Here is a 16,876-nt window from a genome sequence, read left to right as displayed (position 1 = left end):
CGACCGTCACAAGCATCGGCCAGCTCTGCTGGTCGATGTTGTTTCCGCCCTTCCAGAATTTCGCGTCCGTTGACCCGGTTTCCGGGTGTCAGCGCATGCCGCAGCACTGCACGAGGAACAAGGGATGTTCGCGCCGGCCAATCAAACTCACTTTGCCCTGACCATCGAAGGTCTTTCCAGCGACTTTCAGGTCTTTTCCCTGCAAGGTCGGGAAGCCATCAGCCAGCCTTTTGTGTTTGAGGTGGAGCTGGTCAGTGAACAGCCGTCCCTGGACCTCGAGACCCTGCTGCACAAACCGGCCTTTTTGCAGCTCTCGCCTGACGGCAGCGGCATCCATGGCCAGATCTATCGCGCCGCCCAAGGTGATTCCGGCAAACGCCTGACCCGCTACGCGGTGACCCTGCGCCCGCAACTGTCCTACCTCGCGCACCGCATCAACCAACGCATCTTCCAGAACCTCAGCGTGCCGAAAATCATCGGCATGGTCCTCGAAGGGCACGGCATCCAAAGCAATGCCTATGAATTCAAAGTCGGGGCGATCTATCCCGAGCGCATTTACTGCGTTCAGTACGATGAATCGGACCTGCAGTTCATCCAGCGCCTGTGCGAGGAAGAAGGTATCCACTACCACTTCCAGCACAGCGCCACGGCCCACAAGCTGGTGTTCGGCGATGACCAGACGGTGTTTCCGAAACTCGCCCCCGTGGCCTACCAGCAAGACTCCGGCATGGTCGCCAACAACCCGGTGATCAAGCGCTTCGACCTGCGCCTGGAAACCCGTACCAGCCGCACCACCCGCCGCGACTACGACTTCGAAAAACCGCGCATTACCCTCGAAAGCGAAAATCGCGGCGACGCCCTGCCTGACCTCGAAGACTACGACTACCCCGGTCGTTTCATCGACCGCGAGCGCGGCAAACACCTGGCCAAGCGCAACCTGGAACGTCACCGCAGCGACTTTCAACTGGCCGAAGGCAAAAGCGATCAGCCGTTGCTGGTCAGCGGCCATTTCCTGGCCCTGACCCAACACCCGAAAGCCAAATGGAACGACCTGTGGCTGCTGACTGAAGTCCTGCACGAAGGCAAACAGCCGCAGGTGCTGGAAGAGTCGGTAACCAGCGACACCACTAGCCTCAAGGGCGATTTCCACCAGGGTTACCGCAACCGCTTCCAGGCCACCCCGTGGGACGTGCCAAACCGCCCGCCGCTAACGCAAAAGAAGCCGCGCATCCTCGGCAGCCAAAGCGCCGTGGTCACCGGGCCCAAAGGCGAAGAGATCCACTGCGACCAGTACGGCCGCGTCAAAGTGCAATTCCACTGGGACCGCGAAGGCCAGGCCGACGACAAGACCAGCTGCTGGCTGCGCGTCTCCTCCGCCTGGGCCGGCGCCCACTACGGCGGCATCGCCATCCCGCGGATCGGCATGGAAGTGCTCGTCACCTTCCTCGAAGGCGACCCCGACCAACCGCTGATCAGCGGCTGCCTGTACCACAAGGAAAACGTCGTCCCCTACCCCCTGCCAGCGAACAAAACCCGCAGCACCTTCAAAACCCTGAGCTCCAAGGGCGGTGGCGGCTTCAACGAACTGCGCATCGAAGACAAGAAAGGCCAGGAACAAATCTTCCTGCACGCCCAGCGCGACTGGGACGAAAACGTCGAACACGACCAGAAAATCCGCGTCGGCAACGAACGCCACGACACCGTCGAGCAAAACAGCTACAGCGAATTCAAGGCCGAAGAACACCACACCGTCTACGCCGACCGCAAAGTCGAGGCCCGCGCCAACGACCACCTGACCGTGGGCGTGAACCAGCACATCAAGATTGGCACCGGGCAGTTCATTGATGCCGGCCAGGAGATTCACCTGAGCAGCGGCATGAAAGTCGTGTTGGAAGCGGGCAGTGAACTGACCCTGATCGGGGGTGGCAGCTTCATCAAGATCGATGCCAGCGGTGTGACCCTGAGCGGGCCGGTGATCAACATGAACTCCGGCGGCGGGCCGGGAAGCGGGACGGGTGCTTCGCCGTTGTTGCCAGGGGTATTGAAGCAGGCGGATGCGGATAAGGCTGGGCAACTATTGATCCCTGCGCAACGGCAAGCATTGATGCAGAAGAAGCCAATCTGCGCGATCTGCGAGAAGGCCAAACTGGAGGCGCAAAATGCTTAAGTCCGATTGGCCCCTGGAAAATGGGCTGCCTCAAGGATTGCCGTGGAATAGCACGGTCGGTTTGCTGCTGGATGGCGTCAGCGTCGAAAAACTGCCCCAGCACCTTTATCAATGGTCGGACGATCCGGTGTTCGAGCCTCTCTATCTCGGTACCCAATGGACTGCATTGGGCGACGTTTCGCCGTGTCTGATTCAGATAAAAGCGCAGAACAATCCCATCCTCGCAAAATTTCTGGCTGAGCCTCGCCAGGAATGGGGCTACCTGGTGTTCAGCGATCAACCCTGGGCACAAATGGTCGAGCACTTCCGCTGGCTGACCAGCGTCATGCTCCCTCAGGGTGAAGAAGTCCTGCTGCGCGTCGCCGACCCTGCCGTAACCCACGCATTGCTCAGCCACGCCGAGAGCATCAAGGACCCTACCCTGTTCGGCCCTTGCTCGCAGATCGTCGCCGCCGACGCGGCGCTGGGCTGCTGGCACATCAACCAGCGACCGGGCAAAGCCTCCCAGCCCAACCACAGCAAACGCTACCGCTTGAGCGACGAGCAACTCAGCCAACTGGACGAAGTGAATTTCCGAAGCATCGTCCTGCGCCTCGACCAACACATGCACGAATACTTTCCGACCTATCAGGCACAATCGACGCCGTTGCAGCGCTGGGAACATCTGCACGCAATGGCATCGACCTCGTATGATCGCGGCTTCAACACCGAACTCGACATCACACTTTATGCCAACATTCACGGATTTCTCGGTGAGCGAGCGCTGGAGGAACATCCCGACCTGGATGCAATACTCAAGACCCCATCGGAACAAACGCCCGCTCAGCGACTCGAACGGGTTGCTGATATTGCCCAGGAACGGGCTGAAACCCCGCTGAGGAGCCAAGGATGACAACGCCAACATTGACCGGCAAAAGCCCGAACAACGTTGCAAAAAGCCGGGACGACGGCAAGTGTGCGATGGGCGGCTGCTCGCTGATGAAGGCTAAAATCCAGCTCATCCCACTGCGTTACGGTCTAGTCGAACGACTAGACCCATCCAGCGCACTGGCGATGCCGTACAAAACCACTTCTCGCCCACTAGGCATTCGCTTGATGCGCGACGGTTGGCTCTACGTCATCGTCGACAAAAAACCTCAAGCCGTCATGCACGAATACCGAATCCAGAACGGCATCGTGACCCAACTGCTGTGGGAAAAAGGCGAAATCACCGCCAACAAACGCGAAAGCAACGTGGGCGAAGCCGTGCTGGTCTTCCCGCGTTTGAGCAAGCTCTATGTCAACTACTCCGAGGTGCAATGGACCGCCGCCAAATGCGCGCAGGTCATCAAGCACAAGTCTGAACGTGAGTACTTCATGCAAAAGGTCGATCTCACCAATGCAGACCCTGAGAAAGGCGCAGCTAATCTACTGACTCCAAGTCAGGCGGAAAGGTGGATTGCGGAGATTGCAGAACAGCCGAGTAAAGGTCCAGCGCCGACGGGCGCCAAACCCGAAGAAAGCAAAGACTATCTCTGGGAGCAAGCATCGCACTTCAAAAAGACTCAGCTGGGTGCGCTGAAAAAACAGGTCAAGGCAGAAAACGAGCGTGACCATCTGTATATGGTCATACAGGATGACATCGGTGTGCTGCGCGACCTCGCCGAACATCAGGATTTGGTAACTGGATGGATCAGTGACTGGAGTGATGCGGAGGCAAACCAAAAGAAGTATGTATTTGGTTGCTACATCGAATCCTTGTACACAGTCACCGGCGATACCATCCTGAATGCTGCGCAAGGCGATCCACGCTTTGCCAAACTCAAGGACGAAACAAGCGAAGAGCAACGGCAAGCCATCGTCGATTACGTCAACGTTAAAAATCAAACTCAGTATTCAGGCGCTGGTACGCATCGTGGGGCTATTGCAGCTTCAAAGTCGCGGATGCGTACGAGTCTTGGACCTTTGCATTCCAAGTACGAAGACCTGATCGAGACCATCGAAGACAATGCGCATGAAGCGCTCAATGGCGCAAAAATGGGACAAGAAGGTATCAACGACCTGATTGACCGACCGGCTATGGAAGCCTTTCTTAAACAACAGCGAGCACAATTAAGCCGTTGGAATAAGCGACTGGATCTGATAACTGAAGATCGAATAAAAATAGTATGCGAAAAACGCTTCTATAAATCTGCTTGGTATTTTGATCCGAAATTTGGAACCCAACTTGAATCGGCTCTTGCTACTGAATACGCGTGCATGAGAGATATATGTCGCACCGACAAGGCTACCGAAGCGATTGCAGACCTAATAGAAAAAGAGCCAGGTTTTACAGTTCCAACTTTCTTTACTGCAAGTTTGACCGACCAGAAGGATCTGTTTGCGAAAATTGGCTCATTAATAAAATCGGCTCGGGATATACCCCTTTCAGCAAAGGACTTCCAAGGACTGCAAAAAACTAGTCGAGAGTTCGTAACACTCCTGACCCAAGATCTCGCGGCATCAATCAATCTAAGCAACGATGGTATAACTTTCGATCAAGCACGAAACACAGTTTACGAACCTGCCAAACAACTCCGCTTGGCGAATGCTCTAGAAGAAGCTATAGAAGGACTACGCAACGGCCGGGCAATAGACCCATCTAAAGTTCTGCGAAATATTCCCGGCTCAGCATGGATCGACGTACTAAGAACATTTGGCAAAAAAGGAATTACTCTTGAGTTTGCTTCTGCAAGCCAGCTTCATGCGTTCGAAGCTGACATGGCGAAACTCACCGAACTTCGCCAGCAGATGTCCTCGCTCAAAAACAAGATCAGGGAGACATTGGCTAACGAGCGAAAAGGTCGAGCCCCCAAGGGAAGCTATCGATCTTTGGTCGCACAGCGTAAATCTGTTCAGCTATCCGTCGCCCCGTTAGAGAAAAAAATCGCGCCTGCAATGATTTCTGTTGGCGAAGGCCCGAGTAAAGCAAGTATAAAAATTAAAGGCCTAACCAGCGCCCAAGAAGCAGAATTCCACCGAATGGCCGAAGATCACCGCTTAAACACAGGCGACAAGGTAAGAGGATTAGGAAAAGATATATTTCAATCTGCGGGAGGCGACATCTTCGCATCAGCTGTATTTGTCGTGCAATTAATTAGCTTCGTCACTGTTTATTCAGAGCTAAGAAGAAAACCCAGCTGGGATAAAACTGATTACATTGCATTTGGCAATGCTTTCTTCTCTGCAAGCGGAGGAGGCTTCGCGGCTGCACAGGGGATATCAGCTACTACTCTAAACGTAGTCAAAAACAACTATTCAAGTGCAGCCGGCAAAGTTCAGCTAGCCGCGCGCATGGGAAAGCTCACGGGGGGGCTGGGGCTAGCCGCTTACGGGTTCGGTATGGCGGCGGCAGTCACAAGTCTGTATGGGGAAAAAGGGTCTGTCGCTCGTTGGACTGAAGCCTTGAGGTCGGGAGATAGTGCAAAGCTGGCGGGTGCCAGCATGACAATCGCAGGCGACTCTGGACAGTTCGTCGTTAACGGTTGGGCAGTTGCACGAACAGGGCAATATATGTTTGAAGCGGCTTCAAATGTTAGCCAAGCAAGAGCTGTCGCTTGGGTCACAGCAGGTGGCAAACTTCTGAGCGTTGCTGCGAGAGCCAACTTAATAGGGTTAGGCTTGACGGTGTTGCAGCTAGGTGGCGAGTGGATTTACAACCGAAATAATAAAACGAAGCTTGATAACTGGCTTCAGCAGGGCGCGTGGGGAAAGAAGAACCAAAATCGCGGATTCCAAGAAGACCGCATGCAATTGGCAGAGATCACTTCAACCCCTCAGGTCCGTCTGAGACAAATAAACAACAGACCTATTGCAGTGATAAGCATTCCAAATATAACGATTCGAGAGCTGGATGATGTTGGATTTGGCCTCACCGCGTATTGGTCAAGCAATCTCCAGCGCAATGACTGGGAGCCTTGGACTGAACCTTTGCTATATCAACTCAATTTACTGAGCCCACCAGACGCGCCACTCGAATTGGGGTTAGCAATTTTTGCACATGAGGCCAACGCCCAGCATGGTCTTGCGATAAAGTTGCGATACCATCCACTCCCTGGAGTCCAAAAACACCAGGAAATAATGTTTGAAACCAAGACACTGAACGTTGGAAGCGGGAAGGAATTCTCAACAACTGGGTTTCTTAGCGCACGAAATACAACCGCTCAAGCAGTCATTGTGACCACCGACACGCTGACTGTGCTCGAATCATCAAAACAAGCCGGGCAAACCTAATGTCTTCAATAAATGAGCAATCCAGCGACGATCTCAATCTCAAAAAAATGCGGCCCGTGGCTGGTGAGAAGCGCAGATTCGCGACAGGTGAAGCATTATTCCTCTCCCCGCTTCCGATACCAACGGGCAATGCCCCCATGGATTTGGGCGGAAGCTTTGTTGAGGTAAATGACACATTCCTCGACGTAGGCAGTAGTAATTTCGGCAAGGCTTTCCAAGCTAGGGCAATGATTGGGCTCGGTATGATGTTCATTTTCTCATGCCTCATTGTTCTGCCTTTGCTTGCAGGATCTACTACCTGGGGAAACCCATTTTCCGAGTCCTTTTGGGACAGAACAGCAGGCATGTTCCATTTCGGTGTGACCTTTAGTATTTGGGGAGGAGGAATAGCGGCGCTCTTGGGTACTTACGTTATCTTGAGCACTACCAGAGCGAAGTCGCGCACCCGTCCTATTAGATTCAACCGCCAACGTAGTGAAGTCTGTTTCTTTCCCGAAGGTTCTGACGTCCCCGTCATTCAACCATGGGAAGAGACAGTATCTTGGCTTTCAATCAGTACAGGTGTTACTGGAGTAGGAGTAACAAGCGCCTATACATTTGGTATGGCGTTCGACGATTCCAAAGCTGACGTAGTGCATTTTGTGAGACAAGGCGTGATGACTTCTGCTCATGCCTTGGGTAAGTGGGAAGCCATACGGATCTATATGGAAAAAGGTCCAGAGTTCTGCCCTGGCAAAGCACCCTACGAGGGTCGCCACACTTTCGATCAAGAACGACAGGACATTCACGAGGAATACCAGCACAACGAACGTTCCGCTTTAGGAGTTGGTTGGTGGTACCTGACACACCTGATCACTTGGTGGCGCTTTCCATACTGGGTGGCGGAGTGGGACCATCGTTTCAGTATGAAGTCTCTACCTGATTCCATTGCCGAGTGGTCCAAACCTCTTCCGTCTGAACAATGGGCCAAGCCAAGCCCAGCGCTTAAAGAGCAAAGCTCGAAAATCGAAAAAGCCTTTGCTCAAGGGCAGGATTTTATGACGTACTTCAAGGCAAACCTAAACGAAAGCAAGGCAGAAGAATCAACAAATAGCTGAGCTATATAACTGCCAAAAATCAGGTGGCCCGATAACCGTTAGATCAAGTCTGAACTTTTACAAAAAACTGGAAAACGCGATCATCGTGGACATCAAGGATTACATGCACAACTGCCAGGATCCGTCGAACTCGCACTTCACCCACCTGGAAGAAGTACAGTTCACTTACCGCAAAATCACCTGGACCCACGAAGTATCCGGTACTTCGGGTTCCGATGACTGGCGTCAGCCGGTCGCCTAAGTCAGGCCGACCGTCACAAGCATCGGCCAGCTCTGCTGGTCGATGTTGTTTCCGCCCTTCCAGAATTTCGCGTCCGTTGACCCGGTTTCCGGGTGTCAGCGCATGCCGCAGCACTGCACGAGGAACAAGGGATGTTCGCGCCGGCCAATCAAACTCACTTTGCCCTGACCATCGAAGGTCTTTCCAGCGACTTTCAGGTCTTTTCCCTGCAAGGTCGGGAAGCCATCAGCCAGCCTTTTGTGTTTGAGGTGGAGCTGGTCAGTGAACAGCCGTCCCTGGACCTCGAGACCCTGCTGCACAAACCGGCCTTTTTGCAGCTCTCGCCTGACGGCAGCGGCATCCATGGCCAGATCTATCGCGCCGCCCAAGGTGATTCCGGCAAACGCCTGACCCGCTATGCGGTGACCCTGCGCCCGCAACTGTCCTACCTCGCGCACCGCATCAACCAACGCATCTTCCAGAACCTCAGCGTGCCGAAAATCATCGGCATGGTCCTCGAAGAGCACGGCATCCAAAGCAATGCCTATGAATTCAAAGTCGGGGCGATCTATCCCGAGCGCATTTACTGCGTTCAGTACGATGAATCGGACCTGCAGTTCATCCAGCGCCTGTGCGAGGAAGAAGGTATCCACTACCACTTCCAGCACAGCGCCACGGCCCACAAGCTGGTGTTCGGCGATGACCAGACGGTGTTCCCGAAACTCGCCCCCGTGGCCTACCAGCAAGACTCCGGCATGGTCGCCAACAACCCGGTGATCAAGCGCTTCGACCTGCGCCTGGAAACCCGTACCAGCCGCACCACCCGCCGCGACTACGACTTCGAAAAACCGCGCATTACCCTCGAAAGCGAAAATCGCGGCGACGCCCTGCCTGACCTCGAAGACTACGACTACCCCGGTCGTTTCATCGACCGCGAGCGCGGCAAACACCTGGCCAAGCGCAACCTGGAACGTCACCGCAGCGACTTTCAACTGGCCGAAGGCAAAAGCGATCAGCCGTTGCTGGTCAGCGGCCATTTCCTGGCCCTGACCCAACACCCGAAAGCCAAATGGAACGACCTGTGGCTGCTGACTGAAGTCCTGCACGAAGGCAAACAGCCGCAGGTGCTGGAAGAGTCGGTAACCAGCGACACCACTAGCCTCAAGGGCGATTTCCACCAGGGTTACCGCAACCGCTTCCAGGCCACCCCGTGGGACGTGCCAAACCGCCCGCCGCTGACGCAAAAGAAGCCGCGCATCCTCGGCAGCCAAAGCGCCGTGGTCACCGGGCCCAAAGGCGAAGAGATCCACTGCGACCAGTACGGCCGCGTCAAAGTGCAATTCCACTGGGACCGCGAAGGCCAAGCCGACGACAAGACCAGCTGCTGGCTGCGCGTCTCCTCCGCCTGGGCCGGCGCCCACTACGGCGGCATCGCCATCCCGCGGATCGGCATGGAAGTGCTCGTCACCTTCCTCGAAGGTGACCCCGACCAACCGCTGATCAGCGGCTGCCTGTACCACAAGGAAAACGTCGTCCCGTACCCGCTGCCGGCGAACAAAACCCGCAGCACCTTCAAAACCCTCAGCTCCAAGGGCGGTGGCGGCTTCAACGAACTGCGCATCGAAGACAAGAAAGGCCAGGAACAAATCTTCCTGCACGCCCAGCGCGACTGGGACGAAAACGTCGAGCACGACCAGAAAATCCGCGTCGGCAACGAACGCCACGACACCGTCGAGCAAAACAGCTACAGCGAATTCAAGGCCGAAGAACACCACACCGTCTACGCCGACCGCAAAGTCGAGGCCCGGGCGAACGACCACCTGACCGTGGGCGTGAACCAGCACATCAAGATCGGCACCGGGCAATTCATCGACGCCGGCCAGGAGATTCACCTGAGCAGCGGCATGAAAGTCGTGCTTGAAGCGGGCAGTGAACTGACACTGATCGGCGGTGGCAGCTTTATCAAGATCGATGCCGGCGGCGTGACCATGAGCGGGCCGGTGATCAACATGAACTCCGGGGGTGGGCCGGGAAGCGGGACGGGGGCTGCGCCGTTGTTGCCGGGGGTGTTGAAGCAGGCGGATGCGGATAAGGCTGGGCAAGTCGTTGCCCCTTCCCTTGCTTCGTATAAAGCGCAAGCAAAAACGGGGGTGCTACTACCTACCCCTTCATGCCACCTCGATGCTTCCGGCCATTGCCCCATTCACCAGCCGGGGAAATCAGCATGATGGAGTCTATTCCTTCGCCGTTCGAACGACCCTCGTCACCGGGCACGATGTGCTTGATTCTGGATGGCAGCTTTGATGCGGATTTGCTGGCGCGTCTGTTTCAGGGTGACGAACAATCTCGCCCTCGGTGTATTCCACTGTTCCTCAATACGCCATATGCCGAACTTCAACCGGCTGGACCTTACGTTGTCGTGTGCCCTGCAAAAGGCGAATCAACGGCGTATGCCAGTGCCCTGCTGGAGCAGTCCGATGCCGGCTGTGTGGCCTGGCTGAGCAACGAGCAAGACTTGGACAACGGGGTTGAACATTGGCGAAGCCTGCTCACTGTGCGCACCGACGACGCGCCGCAACAGATGATGCGGTTTTTCGATCCGCGATGGTTAGAGCCCTTGCTGCGCAGCCTTAATGAAACTGAGCGCAACCAGTTTATTGGGCCATTCACCGCCATGGCCTGGCGTAACGAAATGGGCTGGCGGTACTACGCCAGGGCGGCCCAGAGCCTAGCGGCCGCACTGCAACCGCCCGCTTGGCTGTACCTGAGTCCGGAGCGCGAAGAGTCGATTGAGCAAGGTCGATTGAAGGTCATTGCAGCACGCTTTGCCGAAGACTATCGCGAAGTGTTGCCTGCCCAAGACACTGTCGAGTTTGTACATCGTCAATTGCTTGCCGGACAACAAGCGGGCTACCAACAAATGGCAGATCAGGAGCGCTGGCTACGCCTCGCCATAAGCCGTGGAGATTCCTTTTGGGCGACTGCCCCGGATGCAGAACTTCTGGCTCGTAACGACGTGGCGCTGGGTGAAAAATTGACTCAGCTGGAAAGCCTCTGAATCACAAGGACGATGAGCAATGAGCAACACCTATACCGTCAAAAGCGGCGATATCCTCGGCAACATTGCTAGCGCAAACAAATGCTCTGTGGCGGATCTACGGGCACTTAACCCCATTATTACCGACCCCAACCACATCAAAGCCGGTTGGGTGCTGCAGTTACCAGCCACTAAAGTGTTGCCGCCACCCAAGCATGCGGACAACCAGAGCACCACCAGTGTCAAGGGCGAAGCTCAATGCAAGGACGAACTGGTGGACGTGGTGCATATCACCGGTGAAGACACTTTTTATGTTCTGACGGAAAAAGAGTCAAAAGCACTCAAAACGCAGACTGACCTCGTCAAGAACCTTATGGACGAGCTGCACCAGAACCTGGCCAAGGCCACCCAAGCGAGCAAATGTACCAAGGCATCAAATCCTCAGACCAGTTGCGCCTGCTCGCGATGTGTCAAAGACGCCTGGAACGCCAAGGCTGAAGATGCCGGGTTGGTGCAGCGATCAGAGCCACCGCCGGAAAAAGCGACCACAAAGGCGGTTACGCGCAAAGAAGACTTGCAAGGTCAGTTGGCAACAGTGCAGCAGGCACGTGATTGGTATCAGCGTTATACGCCAAAAGTTTCGCTTGGGGGCAACTACCTGGAGAGCAACTGGAAACAGCTGCAAGCCAAAAAAGTACTCGAATTGAACGCCGAGATTGAATCACTGCGAACCAAGATCGCAGCGCAAGGAAAGGCCGAAGCCGGCGACAGTTCCACCAGCGCCAACAGCGCTGCGCCGGACATCAAGCATGGCAAGGGAAAAGCCACCGAAAGCCAAAAAGGTCGACAAGTAAAAACTGGCATTACCGTTATCGAAGTCATCTCGTTCAGCGACCCAAGCCGCCGGCACTACATACCGATGAGTTACCGGGAACAACTTGACTGGAAAGTGAAGGTCAGCACGAAGGTAATGCAGGGCAAGCCACTCGATAAAAACCTGGCTAAAGAGCTGTTCAAGGACATCAAGTCCGCCGTCAATGAAAGCCGAAAAACCAGCCCCCTTGGTAGTCTGGAAGCCAAGTTTACGAGCTGGACGAGCAAAGACGACAATCTGCTTAATGCCCTGCATAAAGAATGCTCCTGGACTTCCAACCAGGCAGACTCGACGAAATACGCCGTCTCTGCCGAAGCCCACGCCTTCCGTTTCGCCGCCACCGCCAGCGCCGGCATCAACAGCTGGGAGCCCGGCAAAGGCAACATCGAAGTGGGCGTGAAAGGCAGTGCAGCGATCTCGCTGGCGGAAGGCTCTGTTGCGCTCAAGAGCTTCTTCCCCGATCAGGGCGGTTACGTGGTGCGGATGCCTTACCGCAATGCCGAGGGCAAAGAAGTGGTGAGTGACATCGGCATTTTCCGCCTTGACGGCAAGGTCGAATTGTCGTGCTTCGCCGGGGCGACAGCCCAAGGCCAGGCTGGCGTCAAAGCGCAATATAAACCCAAAGAAGTTGAGGCGTCGGGGGCTACAGCGTTGCTCAGCACGCCGAGCATTGCGGTGGATAAAAAGCGCGGAGGCAGCGTAGGTTTGAAGGGCAACGCCTTCGCCGGTGTACAAGGTGGCGGCACAGTGACCGGAACGTTGAAGTGGCTTGATCCAGCCAAGCAAGGGGGCGGCAAAATTGTCGCGGGCCAGGCGAATGATAGTGGCAGTACAGACTGGGCGAGTCTGGTTGAGGTCAAGGCTGAAGGCAATGTGGCGCTTGGCGTTGGAGCAGGTTTTGATTTCAGCATTATCATTCGAAGTGATCGCTTGGAAATTAACTGCAAGGCCAGCCTGGTATTTGGTCCAGGGGCCGGTGGTGGTTTTGGAACGGCGGTCGATTTAGAGCAGGTCGGTAACCTGGCATATGTGTTTTGCAGTGCATTGTCGAAAGCGGATTTTCACTACCAGCTTGCGGTGACTCAGGATGCTTTCAATTACATGGCCAGGGGTCTATTCCAAATTGCAACTAATCCAGGGCAAGCAGCGGGCAAGGCATTTGAGGATGGATCCCGTAGCATGGGCCTTTGGTGGAAACAACGTGAGGCTACTAAACAGGAAGCACAAAATTTGGCGAGGTATCTGCTCAGAAACCAAGCCATTAACGTGAATGACAAAAAAATCCCGCTCAAGATGCTGCCACCAGAAACCATTGGACCGATGGTATATCTACTAACCGAAAGCTTTGTTGAAAGCTGGGCTGAAGACCAGCAAAAGGCAGTCGTACTATTGCTGTCTCATTTGCACAGCTGGCGGCACTTCTTCGAAGTATTAGAACACTGCTCGAAGGGTGGTGAAAAAGTCCTAGCCATGGATAGCCTGAGTCGTATCAATGCCCTATTAGATGGACAAGAACAACGCGAATTCAATAAGTTTATCGGAAGCTTAGCGGTCAACGACAATACTTCATCGCGTTCAGGTGGCATGCTGGCGTGGACGCCGGGTCCATCATGGCGCAAAGAAGATGTATTAGTCGCCGCACGACGCAGTAATCTGTTTGACGGCTTGGCTTGATTCTACAATTTAAATAAGGGCGCCACTGGCGCCCTTATTATTTATCTAGCTATAGCGGTTTACCTGACTGAATAGCGCAGCGAAAACCAGTGCCTGGATAGTACGCTTTTTGGATAGGTTTATCTGGCCAACGCCGTACGATAGGAGCAGCAAATAAAGGGGCCTCTGGATAATTCGAGCCACGCTTTACTTTCTCTGTTCCCGTCGCAGGTCCTTGCGGATTCTCTAGAGGTGAGTTTTGATAATAATCTTTACCGTACCAGTCATTAACCCAGTCAGTAGCATTACCTGACAAATTGTATATACCTAAAGGATTTGGGGTGAATCTGTTAACAGCAAACGTCTCGCCTCCGCCTTCTACTGGAAAGTTTTTCCCATAGTCTAGACTACCGGTATCTGTAGGAAACAGCACATGCTCGCCACGGTTGCGGGCGGCATACTCCCATTGTGCTTCTGTGGGCAAGTCTATTGGATAACCGCTCAATTGGCCAACCCATTGACAGTAATCCTTGGCCTCCTGCCAGCTTTTTGTAGGAGCCGGTAAATTCGGCGTATACATATTTTGTAGATCTGCTCTGTCTCGGAATTTTATATCAAACACCGGCTTACCCTGCGCGGTAAAAAACAGGTCAAAATCACCTAAGTTAGTTTGAAACTTCGATAGATAATAGCTACTTAGTTTTACCGGATGAACAAAGTCGTCGTTACCATCTGGGCTGATATTGCACATCTGCTCAGGATCTTGCCCACAAGGCCAAGTACACACATCCTTTTCGTCGTACTCACAAATCCAACCGAAGTCTCCCATATCAAACTGACCACCCTCGACAAACACCATATTGTCGATGGACTGCACGACGGTGTTGAGTACCTTGCCGCGCAGTTCGCTGGATAGATCAGGGTACGTCTTCGCAATGGTGGCAGCGATGGCGGATACTTTCTCTGGCGCAAGACTCTTGCTATTTGGCAAAGGACCGGATTCCGCCTCGCAACCGACTAAAAACATCATGGCTGGCAGGGCAAGTACGAGCTGACGTAGCACTGGAAATATCCTTATAAAATGCGACAAAGGCCGAACATTAACATCCCCTGCCCTTACAACAAAGTCCCACACAAAGCCTTTCAAAATGTCGGTAATTACCAGGACGTTTCATCGACCGCGAGCGCGGCAAATATTTAGCGAAGCGCAACCTGGATCGTCACCGCAGTGACTTCCAACTGGTCGAAGGTAAAGCGATCAGCCGTTGCTGGTCAGTGGCTACTTCCGAGCCCTGACCCAACACACGAAAATCAAGTGGAACGAACTGTGGCTGCTGACCGACGTCCTCCAAGGAGGCCTCCACTATCAATGGGACGCCGCGAACCGCCTCGCGCAAATCACTCTGCCCGGCGGTGCAACCCGTGCGTTCACCTATAACGCTTACGGCAAAGTCACCGCCGAACGCGATGAACTGGGCCGCGTCACCCGCTACGAGTATGCGGATAACCTGCATCTGGTCAGCCGTCGCATCAACCCGGACGGCAGCCAACTGCGTTACCACTACGACAACTCGCGCCTGTTGCTCAGCGAGATCGAAAACGAACGTGGCGAGCACTACCATCTCGATTACTACCCCAACGGCCTGATCCAGCAGGAAACCGGCTTCGACGGTCGCCGCACCGCTTACGAGTACGACCTCAACGGCCAACTGCTGAAGAAAACCGAATTTGGCGACGACGGTAGCGAACTGATTACCGAGTACCAGCGCGACGCCGCGGGCCGCCTGCTGGTAAAAACCCTGGCCGATGGCGAAGAAATTCACTACAGCTACGATGCATTGGGTCGCCTGGTTAACGTCGACGACGGCCACTGGCCTCTCGCCTACGAATACGATCTGCAAGACCGACTGATCACCGAACACCAAGGCTGGGGCACCACGCGTTACGAGTACGACAAACTCGGCCAACTGAGCCACTGCCGCCTCCCCGACGGCAGCAAACTCGACTACCGCCACCAATCCGGCGGTCGCCTGAGCAGCATCGACCTCAACGGCTCGCGCCTGACCACTCACCAGTTCAGCGCCGGCCGCGAGCAGCAACGTCAACAAGGCCTGCTGCTCAGTCAATACCAGTACGACGAACAAGGCCGACTGCAAGCCCACACGGTGGGTCAGCAAGATCGCAACCTGTTCCAGCGGCGCTACGCCTACGATGCCAATGGCAACCTTGCGGGCATCGACGACAGCCGCAAAGGCAATCGCAGCTACCACTACGACCCGCTCGACCGACTGATCAACGTCCGCGGCACCACCCCGGAAAGCTTTGCCCACGACCCGGCGGGCAACCTCCTGGGCCAGGGCGACCAGCCAACCGCAAACCTGGCCAACGTCAAAGGCAACCGCCTGCTCATGCAGGGCGACCGCCACTACGATTACGACGCCTACGGCAACCTGGCGCGCGAACGTCGAGGAGCCGGCCAGAAACTCGTCACCGAATACCGTTACGACTGCCAGCACCGCCTGATCGGCGTCAGCCTCCCCGGCGGCAGCAATGCAACCTACAAATACGACGCCTTTGGCCGCCGCATCTCCAAAACCGTCGATGGCCACACCACGCAATTCCTGTGGCAAGGCGAACGCCTCATCGCCGAGAGCGCCGACAACCGCTATCGCAGCTACATCTACGAACCGGGCACCTTCCGCCCATTGGCCATGCTCGATGGCGAAGGCCCGCTCAAAGCCGAGCCGTTCTACTACCAACTCGACCACCTCGGCACCCCGCAGGAACTCACCGACTACAGCGGCCAGATCATGTGGTCGGCGAAATACCGCGCCTACGGCAACCTCGCCACCCTCGACATTGCTGAAATCGACAACCCGCTGCGCTTCCAAGGTCAGTACTTCGATGGGGAAACAGGCTTACATTACAACCGGCATCGCTACTACAATCCGGGCACTGGACGGTATCTGACGCCGGATCCGATCAAGCTGGCTGGGGGGTTGAATAACTACCAGTACGTGCCTAACCCTACGGGGTGGGTGGATCCGTTGGGGTTGATGTGTGTAAAGGGGGACTGTCCGGATGCCTCCCCTACGCTGACACAGTCACAAATTGAGGAAATTACTGCGATTCCGAAAGGGTCTCGACCAAATCCAAGCGAGTATCTTTCGTCGGAGTACATATCCAATCACGTGGCTCAGTTTGACAGCGGCGCTACCAGATTTATGACTCAATCGAATCTAGACAAATATGGTATCGGTCAGCGTGATGGTACGTCTTTCATCATGCCTAAGACGGAGGCGGATAAATTACTGACCTCTACTAAAGGGAATGCGTCAGCATTAGAAAACTCACTTGGACTATCACCAGGCTTTCTAGAAAGCAATAAGCTAGTTCGAATTGACATCACCAACCCTAGAGAGCTTAACTTAAGAGTTCCGTCAGGAAATGAGGCGGGTGCCAATGAGTTTTGGATTCCTGGTGGTAAACTGCCAAACGGAAATAGCGAGGCAGTAATTGATGTTGGAGGTATTCATCCTCCAAAACTAGAAGTATCACCGCTGGACTTATAGGCAAA

8 protein-coding genes and 3 pseudogenes are annotated in these 16,876 nt (G+C 54.8%); 10 read left to right on the top strand and 1 reads right to left on the bottom strand.

Annotated elements, in window-relative coordinates:
* Window positions 1-124: 124 nt before the first annotated feature.
* The 8 genes and pseudogenes from ACA075_RS12310 (at window position 125) to ACA075_RS12275 (ending at window position 13,320) form a co-directional block, all read left to right on the top strand.
* Window positions 125-2,167, top strand: a complete 2,043-nt coding sequence (locus tag ACA075_RS12310) for a type VI secretion system Vgr family protein (protein WP_497298704.1) — start codon at window positions 125-127, stop codon at window positions 2,165-2,167.
* Window positions 2,160-3,059 (top strand): DUF4123 domain-containing protein, encoded by a 900-nt coding sequence (locus tag ACA075_RS12305; protein ID WP_497298703.1) that lies wholly within the window; start codon window positions 2,160-2,162, stop codon window positions 3,057-3,059. Before ACA075_RS12310 ends, ACA075_RS12305 begins: the two co-directional genes overlap by 8 nt.
* The gene (locus ACA075_RS12300; protein ID WP_497298702.1) at window positions 3,056-6,418 is read left to right on the top strand and encodes a toxin VasX; all 3,363 of its coding nucleotides are present in this window, start codon (window positions 3,056-3,058) and stop codon (window positions 6,416-6,418) included. The genes ACA075_RS12305 and ACA075_RS12300 overlap by 4 nt, the downstream gene beginning before the upstream one ends.
* Window positions 6,418-7,515, top strand: a complete 1,098-nt coding sequence (locus ACA075_RS12295) for a DUF6708 domain-containing protein (protein WP_497298701.1) — start codon at window positions 6,418-6,420, stop codon at window positions 7,513-7,515. The genes ACA075_RS12300 and ACA075_RS12295 overlap by 1 nt, the downstream gene beginning before the upstream one ends.
* 67 nt (window positions 7,516-7,582) lie before the next feature.
* Window positions 7,583-7,756 (top strand): annotated as a pseudogene (locus tag ACA075_RS12290) (Hcp family type VI secretion system effector); the annotation flags it as partial.
* Between the two features lie 131 nt (window positions 7,757-7,887).
* A complete protein-coding gene (locus tag ACA075_RS12285) occupies window positions 7,888-9,963 on the top strand; it encodes a type VI secretion system Vgr family protein (RefSeq protein WP_497298700.1) in 2,076 nt (691 codons plus the stop codon).
* Entirely contained in the window at window positions 9,960-10,793 is an 834-nt protein-coding gene (locus ACA075_RS12280; RefSeq protein WP_219097519.1) for a DUF4123 domain-containing protein, read from the top strand. The genes ACA075_RS12285 and ACA075_RS12280 overlap by 4 nt, the downstream gene beginning before the upstream one ends.
* A gap of 19 nt (window positions 10,794-10,812) precedes the next feature.
* The gene (locus ACA075_RS12275) at window positions 10,813-13,320 is read left to right on the top strand and encodes a LysM peptidoglycan-binding domain-containing protein (protein WP_219097518.1); all 2,508 of its coding nucleotides are present in this window, start codon (window positions 10,813-10,815) and stop codon (window positions 13,318-13,320) included.
* A gap of 49 nt (window positions 13,321-13,369) precedes the next feature.
* On the opposite strand, the gene ACA075_RS12270 is transcribed toward ACA075_RS12275, so the two are convergent.
* Window positions 13,370-14,362 (bottom strand): formylglycine-generating enzyme family protein, encoded by a 993-nt coding sequence (locus ACA075_RS12270; RefSeq protein WP_257605396.1) that lies wholly within the window; start codon window positions 14,360-14,362, stop codon window positions 13,370-13,372.
* Between the two features lie 98 nt (window positions 14,363-14,460).
* Between ACA075_RS12270 and ACA075_RS12265 the strand changes: the two are divergent.
* Both ACA075_RS12265 and ACA075_RS12260 read left to right on the top strand, forming a co-directional pair.
* Window positions 14,461-14,657: pseudogene (locus ACA075_RS12265) on the top strand (contractile injection system protein, VgrG/Pvc8 family); the annotation flags it as partial.
* A gap of 3 nt (window positions 14,658-14,660) precedes the next feature.
* Window positions 14,661-16,871 (top strand): annotated as a pseudogene (locus tag ACA075_RS12260) (RHS repeat-associated core domain-containing protein); the annotation flags it as partial.
* Window positions 16,872-16,876 lie beyond the last annotated feature (5 nt).

This window comes from Pseudomonas sp. LBUM1663 (assembly GCF_059695905.1).
This window is presented reverse-complemented; position numbering and strand designations above follow the sequence as displayed.

Coding starts and splice junctions, on each gene's coding strand:
- ACA075_RS12310 (WP_497298704.1), top strand. CDS start 125: ATGTTCGCGCCGGCCAATCAAACTCACTTTGCCCTGACCATCGAAGGT.
- ACA075_RS12305 (WP_497298703.1), top strand. CDS start 2,160: ATGCTTAAGTCCGATTGGCCCCTGGAAAATGGGCTGCCTCAAGGATTG.
- ACA075_RS12300 (WP_497298702.1), top strand. CDS start 3,056: ATGACAACGCCAACATTGACCGGCAAAAGCCCGAACAACGTTGCAAAA.
- ACA075_RS12295 (WP_497298701.1), top strand. CDS start 6,418: ATGTCTTCAATAAATGAGCAATCCAGCGACGATCTCAATCTCAAAAAA.
- ACA075_RS12285 (WP_497298700.1), top strand. CDS start 7,888: ATGTTCGCGCCGGCCAATCAAACTCACTTTGCCCTGACCATCGAAGGT.
- ACA075_RS12280 (WP_219097519.1), top strand. CDS start 9,960: ATGATGGAGTCTATTCCTTCGCCGTTCGAACGACCCTCGTCACCGGGC.
- ACA075_RS12275 (WP_219097518.1), top strand. CDS start 10,813: ATGAGCAACACCTATACCGTCAAAAGCGGCGATATCCTCGGCAACATT.